The sequence below is a fragment of the Anaerolineaceae bacterium oral taxon 439 genome (assembly GCA_001717545.1).
Classification (GTDB): Bacteria; Chloroflexota; Anaerolineae; order Anaerolineales; family Anaerolineaceae; genus Flexilinea.
Map to the genome: position 1 here is coordinate 1,571,774 of CP017039.1, position 15,181 is coordinate 1,586,954.

The 15,181-nt window shown below is 55.0% G+C and carries 14 protein-coding genes and 1 tRNA gene; 9 read left to right on the top strand and 6 right to left on the bottom strand.

The genetic code is table 11. From position 1 onward, the window contains the following. Positions 1 to 34: 34 nt before the first annotated feature. Entirely contained in the window at positions 35 to 964 is a 930-nt protein-coding gene (locus BEQ56_07070) for an integrase (GenBank protein ID AOH43254.1), read from the bottom strand. 269 nt (positions 965 to 1,233) lie between these two features. On the opposite strand from BEQ56_07070, the gene BEQ56_07075 reads away from it, so the two are divergent. The 3 genes from BEQ56_07075 to BEQ56_07085 all read left to right on the top strand — a co-directional run bounded on the left by BEQ56_07075 (position 1,234) and on the right by BEQ56_07085 (position 2,386). Continuing rightward, positions 1,234 to 1,548 carry a 50S ribosomal protein L21 gene (locus BEQ56_07075; protein AOH43255.1) on the top strand — a complete coding sequence of 105 codons (315 nt, stop codon included), beginning with the start codon at positions 1,234 to 1,236 and terminating at the stop codon, positions 1,546 to 1,548. A gap of 6 nt (positions 1,549 to 1,554) precedes the next feature. Further along, positions 1,555 to 1,854 (top strand): 50S ribosomal protein L27, encoded by a 300-nt coding sequence (locus tag BEQ56_07080; protein AOH43256.1) that lies wholly within the window; start codon positions 1,555 to 1,557, stop codon positions 1,852 to 1,854. 64 nt (positions 1,855 to 1,918) lie between these two features. Continuing rightward, a complete protein-coding gene (locus BEQ56_07085; GenBank protein ID AOH43257.1) occupies positions 1,919 to 2,386 on the top strand; it encodes a 50S ribosomal protein L31 in 468 nt (155 codons plus the stop codon). A 99-nt stretch (positions 2,387 to 2,485) separates the two neighbouring features. On the opposite strand, the gene BEQ56_07090 is transcribed toward BEQ56_07085, so the two are convergent. Genes BEQ56_07090 through BEQ56_07100 form a run of 3 tightly spaced genes read right to left on the bottom strand, consistent with a single transcriptional unit; the run spans position 2,486 to position 6,187 of the window. Next, entirely contained in the window at positions 2,486 to 3,115 is a 630-nt protein-coding gene (locus tag BEQ56_07090; GenBank protein AOH43258.1) for a hypothetical protein, read from the bottom strand. Beyond that, positions 3,112 to 4,077: a hypothetical protein gene (locus tag BEQ56_07095; GenBank protein ID AOH43259.1), complete on the bottom strand. Its 966-nt coding sequence runs from the start codon at positions 4,075 to 4,077 to the stop codon at positions 3,112 to 3,114. The genes BEQ56_07090 and BEQ56_07095 overlap by 4 nt, the downstream gene beginning before the upstream one ends. After that, entirely contained in the window at positions 4,067 to 6,187 is a 2,121-nt protein-coding gene (locus BEQ56_07100; protein AOH43260.1) for a hypothetical protein, read from the bottom strand. The genes BEQ56_07095 and BEQ56_07100 overlap by 11 nt, the downstream gene beginning before the upstream one ends. A gap of 143 nt (positions 6,188 to 6,330) precedes the next feature. Here BEQ56_07100 and BEQ56_07105 point away from each other — a divergent pair. Continuing rightward, positions 6,331 to 6,405, top strand: a tRNA-Met gene (locus BEQ56_07105). Positions 6,406 to 6,439: 34 nt separating this feature from the next. Here the strand turns inward: BEQ56_07105 and BEQ56_07110 are convergent. Then, the gene (locus BEQ56_07110) at positions 6,440 to 6,784 is read right to left on the bottom strand and encodes a hypothetical protein (protein AOH43261.1); all 345 of its coding nucleotides are present in this window, start codon (positions 6,782 to 6,784) and stop codon (positions 6,440 to 6,442) included. A 475-nt stretch (positions 6,785 to 7,259) separates the two neighbouring features. Here BEQ56_07110 and BEQ56_07115 point away from each other — a divergent pair, with 475 nt between their 5' ends. The 5 genes from BEQ56_07115 (at position 7,260) to BEQ56_07135 (ending at position 13,004) form a co-directional block, all read left to right on the top strand. Next, positions 7,260 to 8,819: a hypothetical protein gene (locus tag BEQ56_07115; protein ID AOH43262.1), complete on the top strand. Its 1,560-nt coding sequence runs from the start codon at positions 7,260 to 7,262 to the stop codon at positions 8,817 to 8,819. Positions 8,820 to 9,327: 508 nt separating this feature from the next. Beyond that, on the top strand, positions 9,328 to 10,641 hold the full coding sequence (locus BEQ56_07120) for a hypothetical protein (protein ID AOH43263.1): 1,314 nt from the start codon (positions 9,328 to 9,330) through the stop codon (positions 10,639 to 10,641). Positions 10,642 to 10,757: 116 nt separating this feature from the next. Further along, positions 10,758 to 11,435, top strand: a complete 678-nt coding sequence (locus BEQ56_07125) for a hypothetical protein (protein ID AOH43264.1) — start codon at positions 10,758 to 10,760, stop codon at positions 11,433 to 11,435. A 12-nt stretch (positions 11,436 to 11,447) separates the two neighbouring features. Further along, a complete protein-coding gene (locus tag BEQ56_07130) occupies positions 11,448 to 12,029 on the top strand; it encodes a hypothetical protein (GenBank protein ID AOH43265.1) in 582 nt (193 codons plus the stop codon). 18 nt (positions 12,030 to 12,047) lie between these two features. Continuing rightward, on the top strand, positions 12,048 to 13,004 hold the full coding sequence (locus tag BEQ56_07135; protein AOH43266.1) for a tRNA epoxyqueuosine(34) reductase QueG: 957 nt from the start codon (positions 12,048 to 12,050) through the stop codon (positions 13,002 to 13,004). Between the two features lie 19 nt (positions 13,005 to 13,023). Here BEQ56_07135 and BEQ56_07140 read toward each other — a convergent pair whose 3' ends face one another. After that, entirely contained in the window at positions 13,024 to 15,147 is a 2,124-nt protein-coding gene (locus tag BEQ56_07140) for a DNA ligase (NAD(+)) LigA (GenBank protein ID AOH43267.1), read from the bottom strand. Positions 15,148 to 15,181 lie beyond the last annotated feature (34 nt).

A 15,181-nucleotide genomic window follows, 5' to 3' on the forward strand; every position in this document is an offset into this window, starting at 1 on the left:
TCAGCCGCTTAAATGTTGGTTTGTCAATGATGCGTTACAAGTTTGAAAGATGAATCTTAAGGAACTGAGAAGGGGAAAGCCAGGCGAGAGGACGCATCGGGAAATTGTTGTACCAATGGTTATGAACCTTCAGTTGTTTCTTAAAATCGTTTAGCGAATAGAAGCGATGAGTTGCGTAAAAGTACTCATTATCTTTACGGTGTGAACGTTCGACCTTACCGTTATGACGAGGGGTATAGGGACGAATGAGTTTGTGGACGATGCCACGCTGTTTGAGCAGCTGCTCAAACAGCGTGGGGCGATCGCGATTCGAGGTAAATCGGTTTGTGAATTCGGTACCGTTATCTGTTTGAACGCATTCAACCTTGAATTTGAAGGCTTTAAGCATATTCTCCAGGAAGACAGCAGAGGAAAAGGTACTCAGCTCATCGAAGCCTTCAACGTAACGAAAGCGAGAATATTCATCGATAGCAGTATATTGGTAGTATTTCTTACTTCCGAATGAATCAGAAGCAATACAAGCGGCAGGAACGTGCTTGACATCAATTTGAACGCGTTGTCCCGGATATTGCATCGCTTCGTATGTCTTAGGAATATATTTTGGATTTTTGACCTTGATCGCCATTTTTCCACTTTTACAGAGGATGCGGTACAAACCTGTAATGGTGCGGGTATACCCTCGCTGGCGCAGTTTTACCCAGAATACGACTAATCCGGCATGAGGATTCCGTTTTCGCATGTTATGAATCAGCTTGAGCTCTTCTTCTGTATGCTGATTCGGATGACTTTTAGGTTTATGAGAGAAATCCCGCAAAGAATCTTGTGTCCCGTCATACCGTTTCATCCATCTGTATACAGTTGGGCGGCTGACCTTGTATTTTCTTGCTGTTTCACTAACTCCATGCTTTTCACAATACTTTACCATGGACTCCCTGAATCTAAGAATTTGTGTTATCGTTTTCATAGCGAATGGGTATCTCCTTTTCTTTGGTTTTCGCAGACTCAACTATAAACGAGATTTCTTCATTCGCTTTTCTTTTTCTCTAATTTGTAACGCATCTATGGTAATCCTACATTTCGGAAAAATCAGCCGCTTAAATCGCTTTGACAGTTTGCTGAATTGATGTATAATAAGACGGTTCGCCGAGACGTTCCGGCGGATCAGAGCCAACTTCCCCGGTCCGCGGCGGCTGCGCGGCGGAGGACGGCGAAGTGAAGATTGGAGAAAGAATTATGAAGTATGCTATCGTAGAGTCGGGCGGCAAACAGTATAAAGCTGTTGAAGGTCAATCGATCGTCGTCGATCGGTTGGAAGCCGAAGCCGGCGAAGAGATCGTCCTGAACGACGTCTTACTGCTTGTCAGCGACGGCGCGGTTAAAGTCGGTCAGCCGACTGTCAAGGCTGCGAAGGTCACCGGGAAAATCGTCGGCGAGGAAAAGGGGCCGAAGATTATCGTTTTCAAATATCGTCCGAAGAAACATTATCGCGTCAAGACTGGTCACCGCCAGATTTATACGCGTATTCAGATCGAATCAATAGAGGGGTAAGACATCATGGCACATAAAAAAGGCGGCGGTTCCAGCCGCAACGGTCGCGACAGTAATTCTCAGCGCTTAGGTGTTAAGCGCTTCGGCGGCGAGTTGGTCCTCCCCGGCAGTATCCTGGTTCGTCAGCATGGGACGAAAGTTCATGCCGGTGAGAACGTCGGCTGTGGGCGTGATTATACGCTGTACGCGAAAGAGCTTGGTTTTGTCGTTTATGAAACGATGCCGGGCGGACGGAAGCGAGTCAATATCGATCCGGTTGAATTCGTCGATTATGACGAAGAAGAAGTTACCGAAGAAGCTGAATAACGGTTTTCACCGGACCGTTTTCGAAGGTCAGTAGAAAACGAAGCGTGAAAGAAAGAAGGAAATCATGAAAAAAGGAATTCATCCGGATTATTTCCCTGAAGCGACGGTAACCTGCGCCTGTGGAAATACATGGAAAACCGGTTCGACTCGTAAAGAAATCCGAACTGAAGTCTGCAATGCCTGCCATCCGTTTTACACCGGACAGCAGCAGCGTATGCTCGACATGGAAGGGCAGGTTGACCGCTTCTATCGCCGATTGCAGGCGCGGCAGGAGTTTATCGCCGAAAAGCAGTCCCGCGAAACGTCGAAGACGTCTCCGGAACGGACTATCGAATCGCTGGAGCTGTCAAAGCGCCAGACGGAAGCCCTGCTGGGAGCCGGTTATAAAACGGTTGCCGATATTTTAGCCGATTTCAACGCCGGCGGCGATGAAAAGATCCTGACTGTCGACGATTTTGGTCAAAAATCGCTGATCGACCTGAAGAAGAAGCTTCGCTCGCTCGGGTATGAAGTTCCGGCGACGCAGGGCTGAAACGCAGGATAACAGCTTTGGTAAAGCTCGTCCGAAAAGGGACGAGCTTTTTTTATCAGGCGATCATTGCTGGAACGCGGGAAGAAGCCTTCCCTCCGTTCAGCTTTTACGAACGAGCAGGGTAAAATCGTAAATTTCGTAATCATGCAGCAGCGCGACGTTGCGCGAGAAGCTGCGCTTGCAGTAATCGAACAGCGCGCAGGGATCGGCGTAATAAAGATCCGGACGGAGCGCCATCCGTTCAGGGTCGGAATATTTCGTCAGGAAATTAACGGCGAACCCTTTTTTCGTCCATGCGTCGAATTTTTTTAAGTTCTCCAGGACGTATTCGGTCCAGTCCGCGTTGGACGCGTCGAGTTTGATATTAAAGACCCCGGATGCGACGAGGTAGTCCGCACCTGCAATTTCGGAGGGGTCGAGATGAAACGTACAGCTCTGACGGCCTGCGAAGCGGGTTTTCGCCGCTTCGACCGATTCAGGGACGATATCGAGGCCGTAGTAACGGTCCGGTTTGCAGCCGTTTTGGTCCATGTAGTCAATTAAATACCCATAACCGCAGCCGAACTCGATCATCGTGAAGGGCTGCGCGCGGTCGACAACTTTGAGGAGCTGCTCGAAGCGGACATCCTGCGCATAGGTGGAGTTCCAGCCGACGCCCTCCGCCGATTCGCCGTGGCTGGCGAATTGATCCTGGAAGAAGCGCCGGATTCCCGGGATGTCGGCCGTCATTCGCCCTGTCCCTTCGTCTCGGCGGCGGCGCTCTGTTCGGCGACGAGATAAACCGGCCGGTCCATCGTCCGCACGTACATCCGAGCCAGATATTCGCCGATCAGGCCCAGCGAAAAGAGCTCCGCCCCCGAGAAGAGCGAGACGAGGGAGGCTAAGAACGGCCAGCCGGGGATCGAGCCGACGACGATCGCGATATACAGAACGTAGATCAGGACGATCACGCCGAAGATCAGGAAGAAAAACCCGAGCATGGAAGCTAAGCGCAGCGGGATCGTGCTGTATCCGGTCATGATCGAGAGCGTTGCTCTAATCAGGCTTTTCATCGTGTAATTCGATTCGCCGACGGTCCGCGGTTTTTCTTCGACGGCGATATGGCTGAACGATGTCGTCCCCCAGCTCAGGAGCGGATCGATGTATACGTCAGGACTATGATAATCGGCGAAGGCGTCGCGGAGCTCGGTCCTGAATATCCGGAAGGCGCCGATGTCCTGAATCGGGATGTTCATGATCTTACTGAGGATCAGCTTGATCATTCTGGAACCGAGGTTTCGCCACCAGGCATGCGGCAATTTTTTCGGAACGGCGTAGACGACGTCGTAGCCTTTCCGGAACTCGTCAAGGAGCGCGGGCAGCTGTTCCGGAGGATGCTGCAGGTCGTCGTCCATCGTGATCGTGATTGGGAAACGCGCCGCGCGTATTCCGCAGAGGGTCGCGTTATGCTGACCAAAGTTCCGGCGCAGCCGGACGCCGACGACGTTGGGAACCGTCGCGGCTAAGCGCTGAATCGTCGCCCAGCTCGGGTCCGGCGATCCGTCGTCGATGAAAATTATCTCATAGTTGGAAAACAGCGTCGGGCAGACGCGGCTGAGCCGGTCGGCCAGTTCAGGAATCGTATCCGCGCCGTTGTAAACGGGGATTACGATCGACGCTTCGAAATCGGGAGACGGGTCGTTATTTATCATTTTCACTCGCATATAAGCTGCAGCCGACGTCATAGAACGCGGCCTGAACTTCATTGAAGGTTTCAATCTTGTCGATTGGGAACTCGCTCAGGAGACGCTGGATCCGGGTACAGAGCGGCCGATCCAGATCCGGGTTCATGCGATGTGTTTCGCGGATCAGCGGGATGTTCTTTTGCCATTGCGCTGTATGCGCATAGGCTTCGATGAATGGGATCAGCTCCGAGGCTTCCGCCGGTGAGAGATCCTTCGCGCCGAGGCGGATCGATTCGTCGCCGATTTTCGCGATCTCTTCCCAGTCTTCAAATTGGCGGGCGAGATCGGCTTTCTGAAACGCGGCGCACCAGGTTTCGCCGCCGCTGTCCCTGAAGACCCGTTCTCGCAGGAACGGAGTCCGCGCCTGATCCGAGCGGCGGATCCGATCGAGGTTCGATAGCGGGATCAGGTCATAGAACGAGGACGGGAAAATCGGGAGATCGGCATGCTGAGCTGGGTCCAGAACGCGCAGGCATCCGGGCGGCGCGTAAAAATAGACGATGAGGTCGGAGGCGCGGCCGCTGAAAAGGGCGGAACGGAAGCCATGATAAATCGGTGCGCCGGATTCGAGCTGGGTCAGGTCGCGATCAAAGCGGACGTCGAAGAATCCGACCGCGGTCGGAAGGTCGAGCGTTTGATGATCCGGGAAAAGCGCTAAATTAATCATCCCGGTCAGCGAATTGTCGGTTTCATAGCTGAGCGGGTTGAAATCGGTGAAGAAGTAGGTCCGCTCTTCGAGCCTGGGGATCCGGGCTTGCAGCTGCTCGACGAGACTCTTTTGCAGCTGCCAATCGCGGGCATAGCTGTTGGTGTTAAGGACGTTGCCGCCGGTCATGAACGCAGCCGTCAGCGCGACGAGCAGGATTTTCTGAACCTTGGTCCGCAGCGCCCAATCGATCAGCGCGACCAGCAGGATCGCTGACCCGAACATGTACGCGGTCAGCCAGCGGTCGCGCGGGAACGTCAGCGCAGGCGACAGGTCGGTGACGACGTAGGGAAGCCCTGGGAGGACGATGGCGCTGAGGCCGATGATGACCGCGCCGCCGGTCCAGCCGCGATCCGACGCTCCGTTATTCTTCGGCGCCGCGTTTTTCCTGAGGATCAGCGCGGCGGTCAGGAAGGTAAACGACAGGAGGACGACGATCCAGAAAACGCGGTCGGAGAACGCGGCGGTGGATTCGCTGAATGGGAAGCGGAAAAACTCGAACCAGGCCGACCAGGTCGCGGTCAACGCGTCCTGAAGAACCGTTCGGAGAAGTCCGAGTCCGGTTCGCAGCGGGTCCGCGGTCAGACGATCGAGCAGGACCGGCCGGTACGACGGAAAGCGGAAAACGAAAACGCGCCATACCATGAAGCCGATAAACGCGGTCAGGTAAGGGACCCAGCTCAGGACGGAATCGCGGATCAGGCGCAGTCCGGACGTCGGTTCCGTCCGTTCCCGGCGCAGGTAAACCCAGATCATGACAACGCGCGCCAGATCCAGCCCGGTGTAATATTCTGTACAGAGCGTGCAGAGCAGGTAGCAGACGACGCCCAGAACGGTATGCGCTATCGCGATAGCGGTCCGTTTCGCCTGGAACGCGTCGATCGCCAGGAACATGAAGACATAGGAGAGCAGGTAGAAGAACAGGAGGATGAACGCGTTTCCCCAGACGTAAGCGATCGGCGTCTGTTTGAAGCCCGAGTACACGGCGCAGATCGCCGCGATCCAAAGCGTTTCATCGGGCCGGTCTTTCCAGAGGAGGCGCAGCGTTTTAAAGAAAGCGCAGCCGGCGAGCCAGCGGAAGACGACGGTGAGCAGCTGCCAGCTCAGCGGATTGACGGAAAAGATTTCGCCGGTCCAACGGTAAAGGATCCCGAGAAACGGGCGATCGCTGGTAAACGCGTCGGCGAAGCCCTGCGGCCCCTGGGTAACCTCGAACCAGAGCATCGGCCAATCGTCCCAGTAAAAACCGATCCGGGTAATCAGCGGGAGGAACGCCGCGGCGCTGAGAAGAAAGAGCAGCACGTAGCCGAAACGATCGGATCGAAAAAAATTCCTGTTGCTGAAAAATAAACCTTGCGGTTCGGATTTCACGAAAGCGTAAGCTCCTTATTTCATAGAATCATCGATTCAATTTTACCAAATGGCGGAAAAATCGGCGCTGCAAAACGCAACTGAGTGTGAAATTTGTTCAACTTGACAGAATCTGAGAAGGACGGTATTATATATAGTGTTGATGCGGGGTAGAGCAGAGGCAGCTCGTCGGGCTCATAACCCGGAGGTCGTACGTTCGAATCGTGCCCCCGCTACTAAACGAGAACCGGAGTACTCTAAGCTCTGGTTTTTTCATATCCCAAAGTAATTCGTCTGAGGCAAACCAAATATTGCGGATAAATGCTCAATAAGGTCCGTATCGGTTGCCAGGCGCAGATACTTGCGATCGACCTTGGCCACCCGGAATTTACGAAAGAATTCGAAGATCTCGCTGGCTGAGAACCAATTCTTCAGAATTTTCGTTTGGAAGAATCTCTCCAGCAAAACGGTCAGATAGCAGATCAGAAAATGATCCTGGATCGTTTCCTTTTTTCTCAGAAAAACTGGACGCGCATCCAGATCGGATTTCATGATTCGAAAGGCTTCTTCAATGCGCCAAAGATTATGGCAGGTGTCGTAAATCTGCTGATTCGGCATGCCGATCTCAGAAGTTACCAGCAGGTTATATCCTGTTTAACTTTGAATATGGGTTTCTACCGAACCTAAGAATTGATAACAGAAATGCGCGGTGCCTTTTTTCTCCGGGGAATAAAAGCTTTTGTCGATCGAGAGATAGGTTCGATTTTTCTGCTTCGTTTTCTTGAGATAATAAAGCATAATTTCCCAGAAATAATGCCGCTAACGCCATTATTACAGCATGAAAAACCGGGCCTTGTCAAGTTATTATTTTATAAGCAGGGCTGTCAATTACGAAGAAATCCTTATATTTTTCCACCCGCTTTCTAAAGTTTCTGGCATGAACTACCAAAGACGAGGACGCAAGATGGGAAAAACAATATGTCGCTTATCCAGCAAAATAAGTGACAAAAATCATCTTGCTTTTCTCATGACCGCATCTAAAATATAAGATATATTATATGGCCAAATTTATTTTACACTCAGAGGTGATCCTATGCATGGACAGAAGGCAGTCTGTCTGGTTTTAATCATCACAGCGTTCCTTCTCGTCCCGATCCCATCCCAAGTCTTCGCAACCTCCGAATTCAACTGGGAGCTTCGCGCTTATCGGGACTTTTCCGTCGCCTGCGCCTTTTCTACAAGCGACGCGAATCCGCCCGGGAACGATGTCCTTCGTATCCACTGCGGCGATCGGATCGCGTCCGAATTCGCGCTGACGCCGCAATGCGACGATCCGACGTTCCTGGCCTGCGACGGCTATTTTCTTCGTGGCTTTTCGCTCCAGTCTGATCCGCACGAAGACATTTGGATCGACAGCAGCTCAGTCATGGGGCTGCGCGAAATTGAAATCCGTCCGTTGAACTGCGAACCCAACGCCATCTGCGATCAGATTCCGATTATCGAATTCTCCGTACGGTCCCAGTCAGACGCGCAGTCTGTTTTCCAAATCACGATCGATAACGAAGATTTCACATGCGCAGCGCCAGTCTGCCAGATTGCTTTAGCGCCGCCTTCCTCTAAAAAGAATTCATGGATCACCGCAAGCCTGATCGATCCGGAGGGAACCAGTGGAAAGCTGCACCATATTTTTTTTCGATTTAAACGGCTCATGCGCTCCCCGGATCTTTTTTTTCTGGAATGGCTCTGGTGCGATCGGTTCGGGGACTCGCTATACGGGGCGGAAAACTGGTACGTCGTCCCGTCGCCCTTAGAGCTGGGCAGACTGGACGGAACCGTATTAGCGCCCAGTCAGACGGAAGACGATATCTATACGGAATATCAGCTCTACGGCCTCTGCGCAGAGTTCATCAGAAACGGCACGGTTCGCGCTCGCGACTGTCCAGGATTCGGGCTTTTAGACGGGAAAACTCCCAACGGATGCGGAATCGACGCATGCCGTGAGCAGGTTATCCTGCGCCAGAACGACGCGAACCAGCAGATTACGCGCGCCGGAACCGCGTTTCGAATTCCGCCGGGACTCCTGAAAAACGTCCTGCTGGGCGAATCTCAATTCACGAAATTTTCCGGACAACCCGGAGAAATCGGAGCGGGTCATCTGACTCAGCTTGGCGTGGATACGTTGCTGCGATGGTCGCCTTCGACGTTCGCGTCCGCGTGCGCGGAAGTTTACCCGCTTCTGCCGGAGCTCTGCGCCGCGGGATATGAGGCCATGGACGAGCCGCATCGCCGCCTCCTTCGCGGCGTTATCGTCCGGGAAGCGCGCGCGGACGAAGGTATTATGCTGACTGCCAGAATTCTTTTCGCCTGCGAAAGACAGGTTGGCTGGATCATTATTGATCTGCGGAATCGGCCGCTGCAGCATATTACGGATTATCAGACGTTGTGGAAGCTGTCGGTCGCGACCTATCATGCCGGCGCCGAATGTACGAGGCAGGCGATTACGCGAACGGTGAAACAGCAATATGCGATCCAGTGGACGAATATCAGAAGGAACTATGTCGGGAAATGCCGCTCAGCTCCGGCTTACGTGGATATCGTATTCAGTCCCGACTATCCCAGGTATCCGCCGCTTATGTCCAGCGCGGATCACTGAACTTCCGCTCGCCTTGCGCAATTCTACAGCTTACTGGATTCGCTGCGTCCGGCATCTTCGCGAATGAATTTTCCTCCTGTCCCGAATCGCAAGTCCTGGTTAACCAGATTTAGCTTCTGCGATGCTGCTCCTGTCGACTTCGGAATTTCTTTCATCGTGCGATCGACCGACGACGTCTTCGCGCCGATCGCGGCAAAATTCCTTTAATTGCGCCCATAACCTGCGTCCGTCTCCAAATCAAAGATAAATCCTATCATCGGTTTTTTATTCCGTCCAGATCATTTTTCGTTCCAGGGTCTGTCTGTCGATTTTGAAGATCCTGTCAACGGTCAGGCCGGATAAGGTCAGAACGTAAACCTGCTTGCAGGCAATGTAAAAATCCAGTATGTTCCCATCCAGAATCAGTTCATCCCGCTGCGTCGAGAGCCGGGAATTCCGGGCGGAAACGGCCGGATTTTCATGGTTTAGGATAGAATAAACGAAACGTCATCGATAAAGGAGAATTTAAATGGACTGTCAAAAACCTGTCGTCCTGCCCCCCGAAATCCTGCTTCCGAACGCTTCGGTCGATCTGGAGAAGTGGGCTGTGATCGCCTGCGATCAGTATACGTCGAACGAGGCGTATTGGAAGCGCGTTGAAGCGTTCGTCGGCGATTCGCCGTCGACGCTGAACCTGATTTTCCCGGAATATTATTTAGGGAAGGTCGACGAAGCGAAAAAAATTCAGCAAATCCGGTCCGCCATGCGCGCGTACGACGAAGAGAACGTTTTCACGACGCATCGCGGCATGATCTTAGTCGAGCGTCAGATCGGCCACGCGACGCGGTATGGGCTGATGGCTGCGATCGATCTGGAGGCGTACGATTACACGCGCGCTTCGACGAGCTGGATCCGCGCGACGGAGGGGACGGTCGCCGAACGGATCCCGCCGCGAATGAAGATCCGCGAAGGCGCGCCGCTCGAACTTCCGCATATTCTGGTCCTCGTCGACGATACGGAAAAGCTGCTGATCGAGCCGCTGGTCGCAATCAGGGATACGCTTCCGGTCGCGTATGACTTCGACCTGATGATGGGGAGTGGGCATATCCGCGGTTATTCGCTCGCCGACGGGGAAATCGAACGGCGTGTCCTGGCGGCGGTCGATCGGCTCCGTTCCGACGAGACGCTGACGAAGAAGTATGGTCCGCTGAATGAGCGAAATCGGATTCTTTTCGCAATCGGCGACGGGAATCATTCGTTAGCGACGGCGAAGGAAATCTGGGAAAAGAATAAGAAGGCCTGGGGCCCGGATCACCCGGCCCGATACGCAATGGTTGAGCTGGAAAATCTTCATGCCGCGGCGCAGGAATTTGAGCCGATTCATCGGATCGTTTCAGGCCTGAGCGGTTCGCTGAAGAATGCGCTGACCGGCGAATTCGGCGGGACGGTTACGTTCGAGCCGTTCGCGAATCGGGAAACGCTTTTCGCCGCGGTCGACGCGACGAAGGACGGCGTCCAGTCGTTCGGACTGATCGAAGACGGCGAGTTCGTCAAGGTTACGTTCGCGGAGCCGCGGTCTGCGCTCTGCGTCGGGTCGGTTCAGCAGTTCCTTGACCAGCTCAGGAAGGCCGGGTTCTTTAAAGAAGTCGACTACCTGCATGGTACGGAAGAGTTGAGCGCGCTGTCCGACGTGAAAGGGAACGCGGGGATTTATCTCCCGCCGGTTCAGAAAAACGGCTTCTTCGAAGGGATTATCAAAGACGGCGCGCTCCCGCGCAAGACGTTTTCGATGGGCGAGGCGCAGGAAAAGCGCTTTTATATTGAAGCGCGTCGGATTTTGTAGCGAAGCGAAGGATGCGGTCTGTCCGGACCGGGGCTGCCGGTTTTTCCGCCGCGAACTCAGCCGGCCGGTTTTTTTGGTAGAATATTAAACGGATCAGTTGAAAATTGAAGGAGTTCATGAAAATGCGAAAAGTTTCTTATCTTATCTTGATGGGCATCGCGGTTTTTGTGCTGAGCGCATGTGGTCCGGCGGAAACCCCGGTCCCGACGGTCGATTTGAATCTTCTGGCGACGGACGCCGCTGCGACGATCGCCGCGCAATATACCCAGACGGCCTGGGCGATGCCGACGGAGACGCCGGAGCCGACGTACACGCCGATCATCCCGACGGAGATCCCAACGATGATGGCGATTCCGACGATCGCGACCGGCGGTGACGCCGCGCCTGGCGCGATCCCGGCGGTGGGAGAAGCGATCCCGACGATTCCCGCCGCGCTCCCGACCGCGACGCTGGGAAAGACGGGGAATCAGTGCGTCTACTCGGACCAGAATATCAAGGACGGGACGGTCTTCAAGGCCGGCCAGACCGCCGATCTGACCTGGTACGTGACGAATACGGGAACGACGACCTGGACGACGGATTACTCGATCCGGTTCTATTCCGGGACGAACTTCGCGAAAGCCGGGAATACCCGCTATAAGCTCCCGGTTGCCGCGGCTCCGCAGGCTACCGCTCAGTTCACGATCGATATCGTCGCGCCGTCGACAGCGGGTGAGTATAAGATGGCCTGGGTCATTTCCGACGAAGGCGATAATAATTTCTGCATGGTCGACGTGACGATTAAGGTTGAGTAAGCGAAGCGGCGTATGAATAAAAAGTTTCTTTTAATTATAATTACTGTGTTGGCGCTGACGCTGATCGGGTTTACTCATTTCAGCGCGCAGCTCGCTCCGGCGGAGTTCGACGCGCTCCGGACGGAGGTCGCCGCGACCGTCTACGGCGAAATCTATTCAACCGTCTATTGGCAGTTCTCCGCGCAGTCGACGCAGGCGGCGCTGGCTCCGGCTTCCCCGGGCGTTACGGGGCTTGGGCCGGGCGTCTGGAAGCCGACGCCGACCGTCTATTCGTATATGGCGAAAATGACGGGACAGGGGAAGAACTACATGCAGATCAAGATGTACGAAGATTGGAAGATGAGCTGGACGTTTAAAAACGTCGGGCCGCTCGATTGGACGGATGAATTTTATCTTCGCTACTATAAGGGCGTCGTCCCGATCGAAGGAAAAGTTATCATGCTCCCTGCGGTTCCGAAGGGTGAGAGCGTTACGGTCGAAGTCACGTTCGACGGACGCGATTCGCCGGGAATTTATAACGCCTATTTCGAGCTGATCGACAACGACGGGGCGGTTATTTTAGATAATATTTTCTCAGCGGTCCTGGTAAAATAACCGCGGGTGAAGTCCTTCATGACTTCAAGCGATCGGAAAAACTGGATCAGAGCCGAGGCGAACCGTCTCGGCTTTAGCTTTACCGGGTTCACGACGGCCGATCCGCTCGAAGCCGAAACGCTGCGTTATCTGGATTGGCTTCGGCGCGGCTGTCATGGCGAAATGGTTTATCTCGAACGGGCGGATACGATCGCGAAACGTGCGGATCCGCGCGCGCTTTTCCCCGACGGGCGGAGCGCAATCGTTTTCGGCGTCCGGATCGGCGTCTGGCCGCGACCCGACCGTGGGTATCAGGTCGCGGATTTCGCCCGTTATTACGATTATCACGATACGATTCCTGTCCGGCTGAACGAGCTTTTCGAACGTTATAACCGCGTTTTCGCTTCGGAACTGCGATGGAAAATCTGCGCCGATTCTTCGCCGGTCTTTGAGCGCGCGCTGGCGGTCCGCGCCGGGTTGGGCTGGATCGGACGCAGCTCGATGCTGATTCATCCGCGGTTCGGTTCGAAAACGCTGTTGGCGGTCGCGTTTACGGACGCGGCTTTCGAGGCAGACGCGCCGTTTATCGGGGAATGGTGCGGAAGCTGCCGCCGCTGCGTTGAGGCTTGCCCGATGGGCTGTATCGACGGAGAGATGCGCGAAATTGACGCGCGCCGCTGTATCTCTTACCTGACGATCGAACGGAAATCGTCTCTGGAGGCGGAACTTTGGGAACGGATCGGAACCCGGGTTTTCGGCTGTGACGTGTGCACGGATGTCTGCCCTTGGAATCGATCGGCGATGCGTCTCGAAATAACCCCGGCGAAAACGTCCTCTGGGATCCTGATCCCCAATGGGGCCGCGTTTCCGGACGAGCGCGATTTTGAGCTGACGCAGGCGACGTTTAAGGAAAAGTATTGCGGTTCGCCGATCCTGCGGCGGAAGCTGCCGCGCTGGCTGGCGAATCTGGAGAACGCGGGCCGGAATTGGCGCTGATCCAGGGTCTTTTCTCTCGTTATTCCGGTTCTCCGGGCGATTCAAGAAACTGCGTATAGGTATTCAGAAATTCGTCTTCCGCGTGGACGGGGACGCCAAGTTTTCGCGCTTTTTCGAGTTTTGAGCCGGCTTTCTCGCCATAAATAACGAATGAGGTTTTCCGGCTGACCGAGTCGCCAGCTTTCCCGCCCAGGCGAACGATCTGTTCATGGATCGATTCGCGGGTAAAGCGTTTGAGCGTCCCGGTGACGACGACGGTTTGCCCGGCGAGCGGCAGGTTTTCCGGCGCGTTTTTATCAGCGCCTTCAGCGTCGCGCCTTTCGACGGTCGGATCGATTCCGGCCTGGCGGAGTTTCCCGACGATTTCCAGGTTGCGAGGGGAACGGAACCATTCGATAATTGATTCAGCGAGCGTTTCGCCGACGCCGTCGATCGCGGTGAGTTCCGAGTCCGCCGCTTCGCGAAGCGCGGCGATCGATCCGAAGCGGTTGGCTAACGACGCGGCGATGACTTCGCCGACGTTACGGATCCCGAGCGCGTTGATCACGCGGGCGAGCGGACGGGATTTCGAGGCCTCGATCGCGGCGATCAGGTTGTCGGCTTTCTTTTCTCCGAAGCCCGGGAGGGTCAGGAGCTGGTCCCGGGTCAGGGCGTACAGGTCGGCGTAATCCGCGACCATTCCGCTTTCGCAGATTTGTTCAACGATCCGGATCCCCAGCCCTTCGATATCCATCGCGGTCCTGGACGCGAAGTATTCGACGACGCGAATAAGCTGCGCCGGGCAGCGGCTGTTGATACAGAAAAGGCCGATTTCGCCGGGGAAGCTTTCGACCGGCTCGCCGCAGGAAGGACATTTCGCCGGCGGAACGTAGGGAAGCTGGCTCCCATCGCGGCGTTCAGGGATCGACGCGACGACATACGGGATCACGTCGCCGGCGCGCTTGATCAGGAGCTGGTCCCCGATTCGAATATCGCGGTCGCGAATGAAATCGAAGTTATGGAGCGAGGCCTGACGAATCGTGGCACCGCCGATTTCCGCAGGCTCCATCATGGCCGTTGGGGTCAGGATCCCGGTTCTCCCGACGGCGACGCTGATATAGAGGAGTCTTGTCATGGCTTCGCGCGCGGGGAATTTCAGCGCGATCGCACCGCGCGGATCTTTTCCGGCGAATCCGAGCGCGTCCGCGGTGACCAGGTCGTTGACCTTGATCACAATGCCATCGATTTCGTAGCGGATCGTTTCGCGAATCTGCGTCCAGTTCGGAATATCGTTGAGAACGCCGTCAAGCGTCGGAAAGTATCTGGCTTCGTCGAATGTCGGAAAGCCAAGCTTTCGCAGGTAGTCGGTCCGTTCGGTTTGCTGCATGGGTATGGGAACGTCGTGCGAATCGTCCAGGACCTGGTAAATCAGGATTTTCAACGGACGAGCGGCGGTCACCGCGGGGTTCAGCTGCCTGAGCGAGCCGGAAGCGGTATTCCGCGGGTTCAGGTACGGTTTTTCGCCGTTCCGGACGATTTCGTCGTTCAGCCGCTCGAAATCCTGATTTTCAATGTAGACTTCGCCGCGGACGACGATCGTTTCAGGGACGGGGACGGATTCGTTCGAAAGCGGGATCCGGAGGGGAACGGAGCGGATCGCGCGGATATTCGCCGTGATATCTTCGCCGACAAGCCCGTCCCCGCGCGTCGTCCCGCCCGTCAAGGCGCCGCTCCGATATGTCAGAACGACGGTCAGTCCGTCAATTTTGGGCTCCATGACGTAGCCAGCGCTGTCCGCGTCCGGGTCGATTTTTCGGATGCGCTCGGCCCAGGCGGCGACGTCCTGCGCCGAGAAGGCGTTGGCTAAGCTGAGGACGGGCTTCGGATGCGCGACCGCAGGGAACCGCCCGGAGGCGGGCGCGCCGACGCGCTGGGTCGGCGAATCGGCCCGGATCCAGTCCGGATGCGCTGCTTCGATCTGCCGCAGTTCATTCAGAAGGCGGTCGAATTCGGCGTCGGTGATGATCGGCTGTTCAAGTACGTGGTAGCGATAGTTATGCTGATTCAGCGTCTGAATCCGTTGGATATAATCCAGTATGGAGAGCATTCCAATTTCTCCCTCTCGCTTTTTATAAGGTATTATATAATGGATCGGTTGATTCAACCGACTTGATCATGGGGTTTAAGGAGGATTTCAG

Excerpts from the sequence above, each read along its gene's own strand:
- BEQ56_07070 (AOH43254.1), bottom strand. The coding sequence starts at position 964 with ATGAAAACGATAACACAAATTCTTAGATTCAGGGAGTCCATGGTAAAG.
- BEQ56_07075 (AOH43255.1), top strand. The coding sequence starts at position 1,234 with ATGAAGTATGCTATCGTAGAGTCGGGCGGCAAACAGTATAAAGCTGTT.
- BEQ56_07080 (AOH43256.1), top strand. The coding sequence starts at position 1,555 with ATGGCACATAAAAAAGGCGGCGGTTCCAGCCGCAACGGTCGCGACAGT.
- BEQ56_07085 (AOH43257.1), top strand. The coding sequence starts at position 1,919 with ATGAAAAAAGGAATTCATCCGGATTATTTCCCTGAAGCGACGGTAACC.
- BEQ56_07090 (AOH43258.1), bottom strand. The coding sequence starts at position 3,115 with ATGACGGCCGACATCCCGGGAATCCGGCGCTTCTTCCAGGATCAATTC.
- BEQ56_07095 (AOH43259.1), bottom strand. The coding sequence starts at position 4,077 with ATGATAAATAACGACCCGTCTCCCGATTTCGAAGCGTCGATCGTAATC.
- BEQ56_07110 (AOH43261.1), bottom strand. The coding sequence starts at position 6,784 with ATGCCGAATCAGCAGATTTACGACACCTGCCATAATCTTTGGCGCATT.
- BEQ56_07115 (AOH43262.1), top strand. The coding sequence starts at position 7,260 with ATGCATGGACAGAAGGCAGTCTGTCTGGTTTTAATCATCACAGCGTTC.
- BEQ56_07120 (AOH43263.1), top strand. The coding sequence starts at position 9,328 with ATGGACTGTCAAAAACCTGTCGTCCTGCCCCCCGAAATCCTGCTTCCG.
- BEQ56_07125 (AOH43264.1), top strand. The coding sequence starts at position 10,758 with ATGAAAATGCGAAAAGTTTCTTATCTTATCTTGATGGGCATCGCGGTT.
- BEQ56_07130 (AOH43265.1), top strand. The coding sequence starts at position 11,448 with ATGAATAAAAAGTTTCTTTTAATTATAATTACTGTGTTGGCGCTGACG.
- BEQ56_07135 (AOH43266.1), top strand. The coding sequence starts at position 12,048 with ATGACTTCAAGCGATCGGAAAAACTGGATCAGAGCCGAGGCGAACCGT.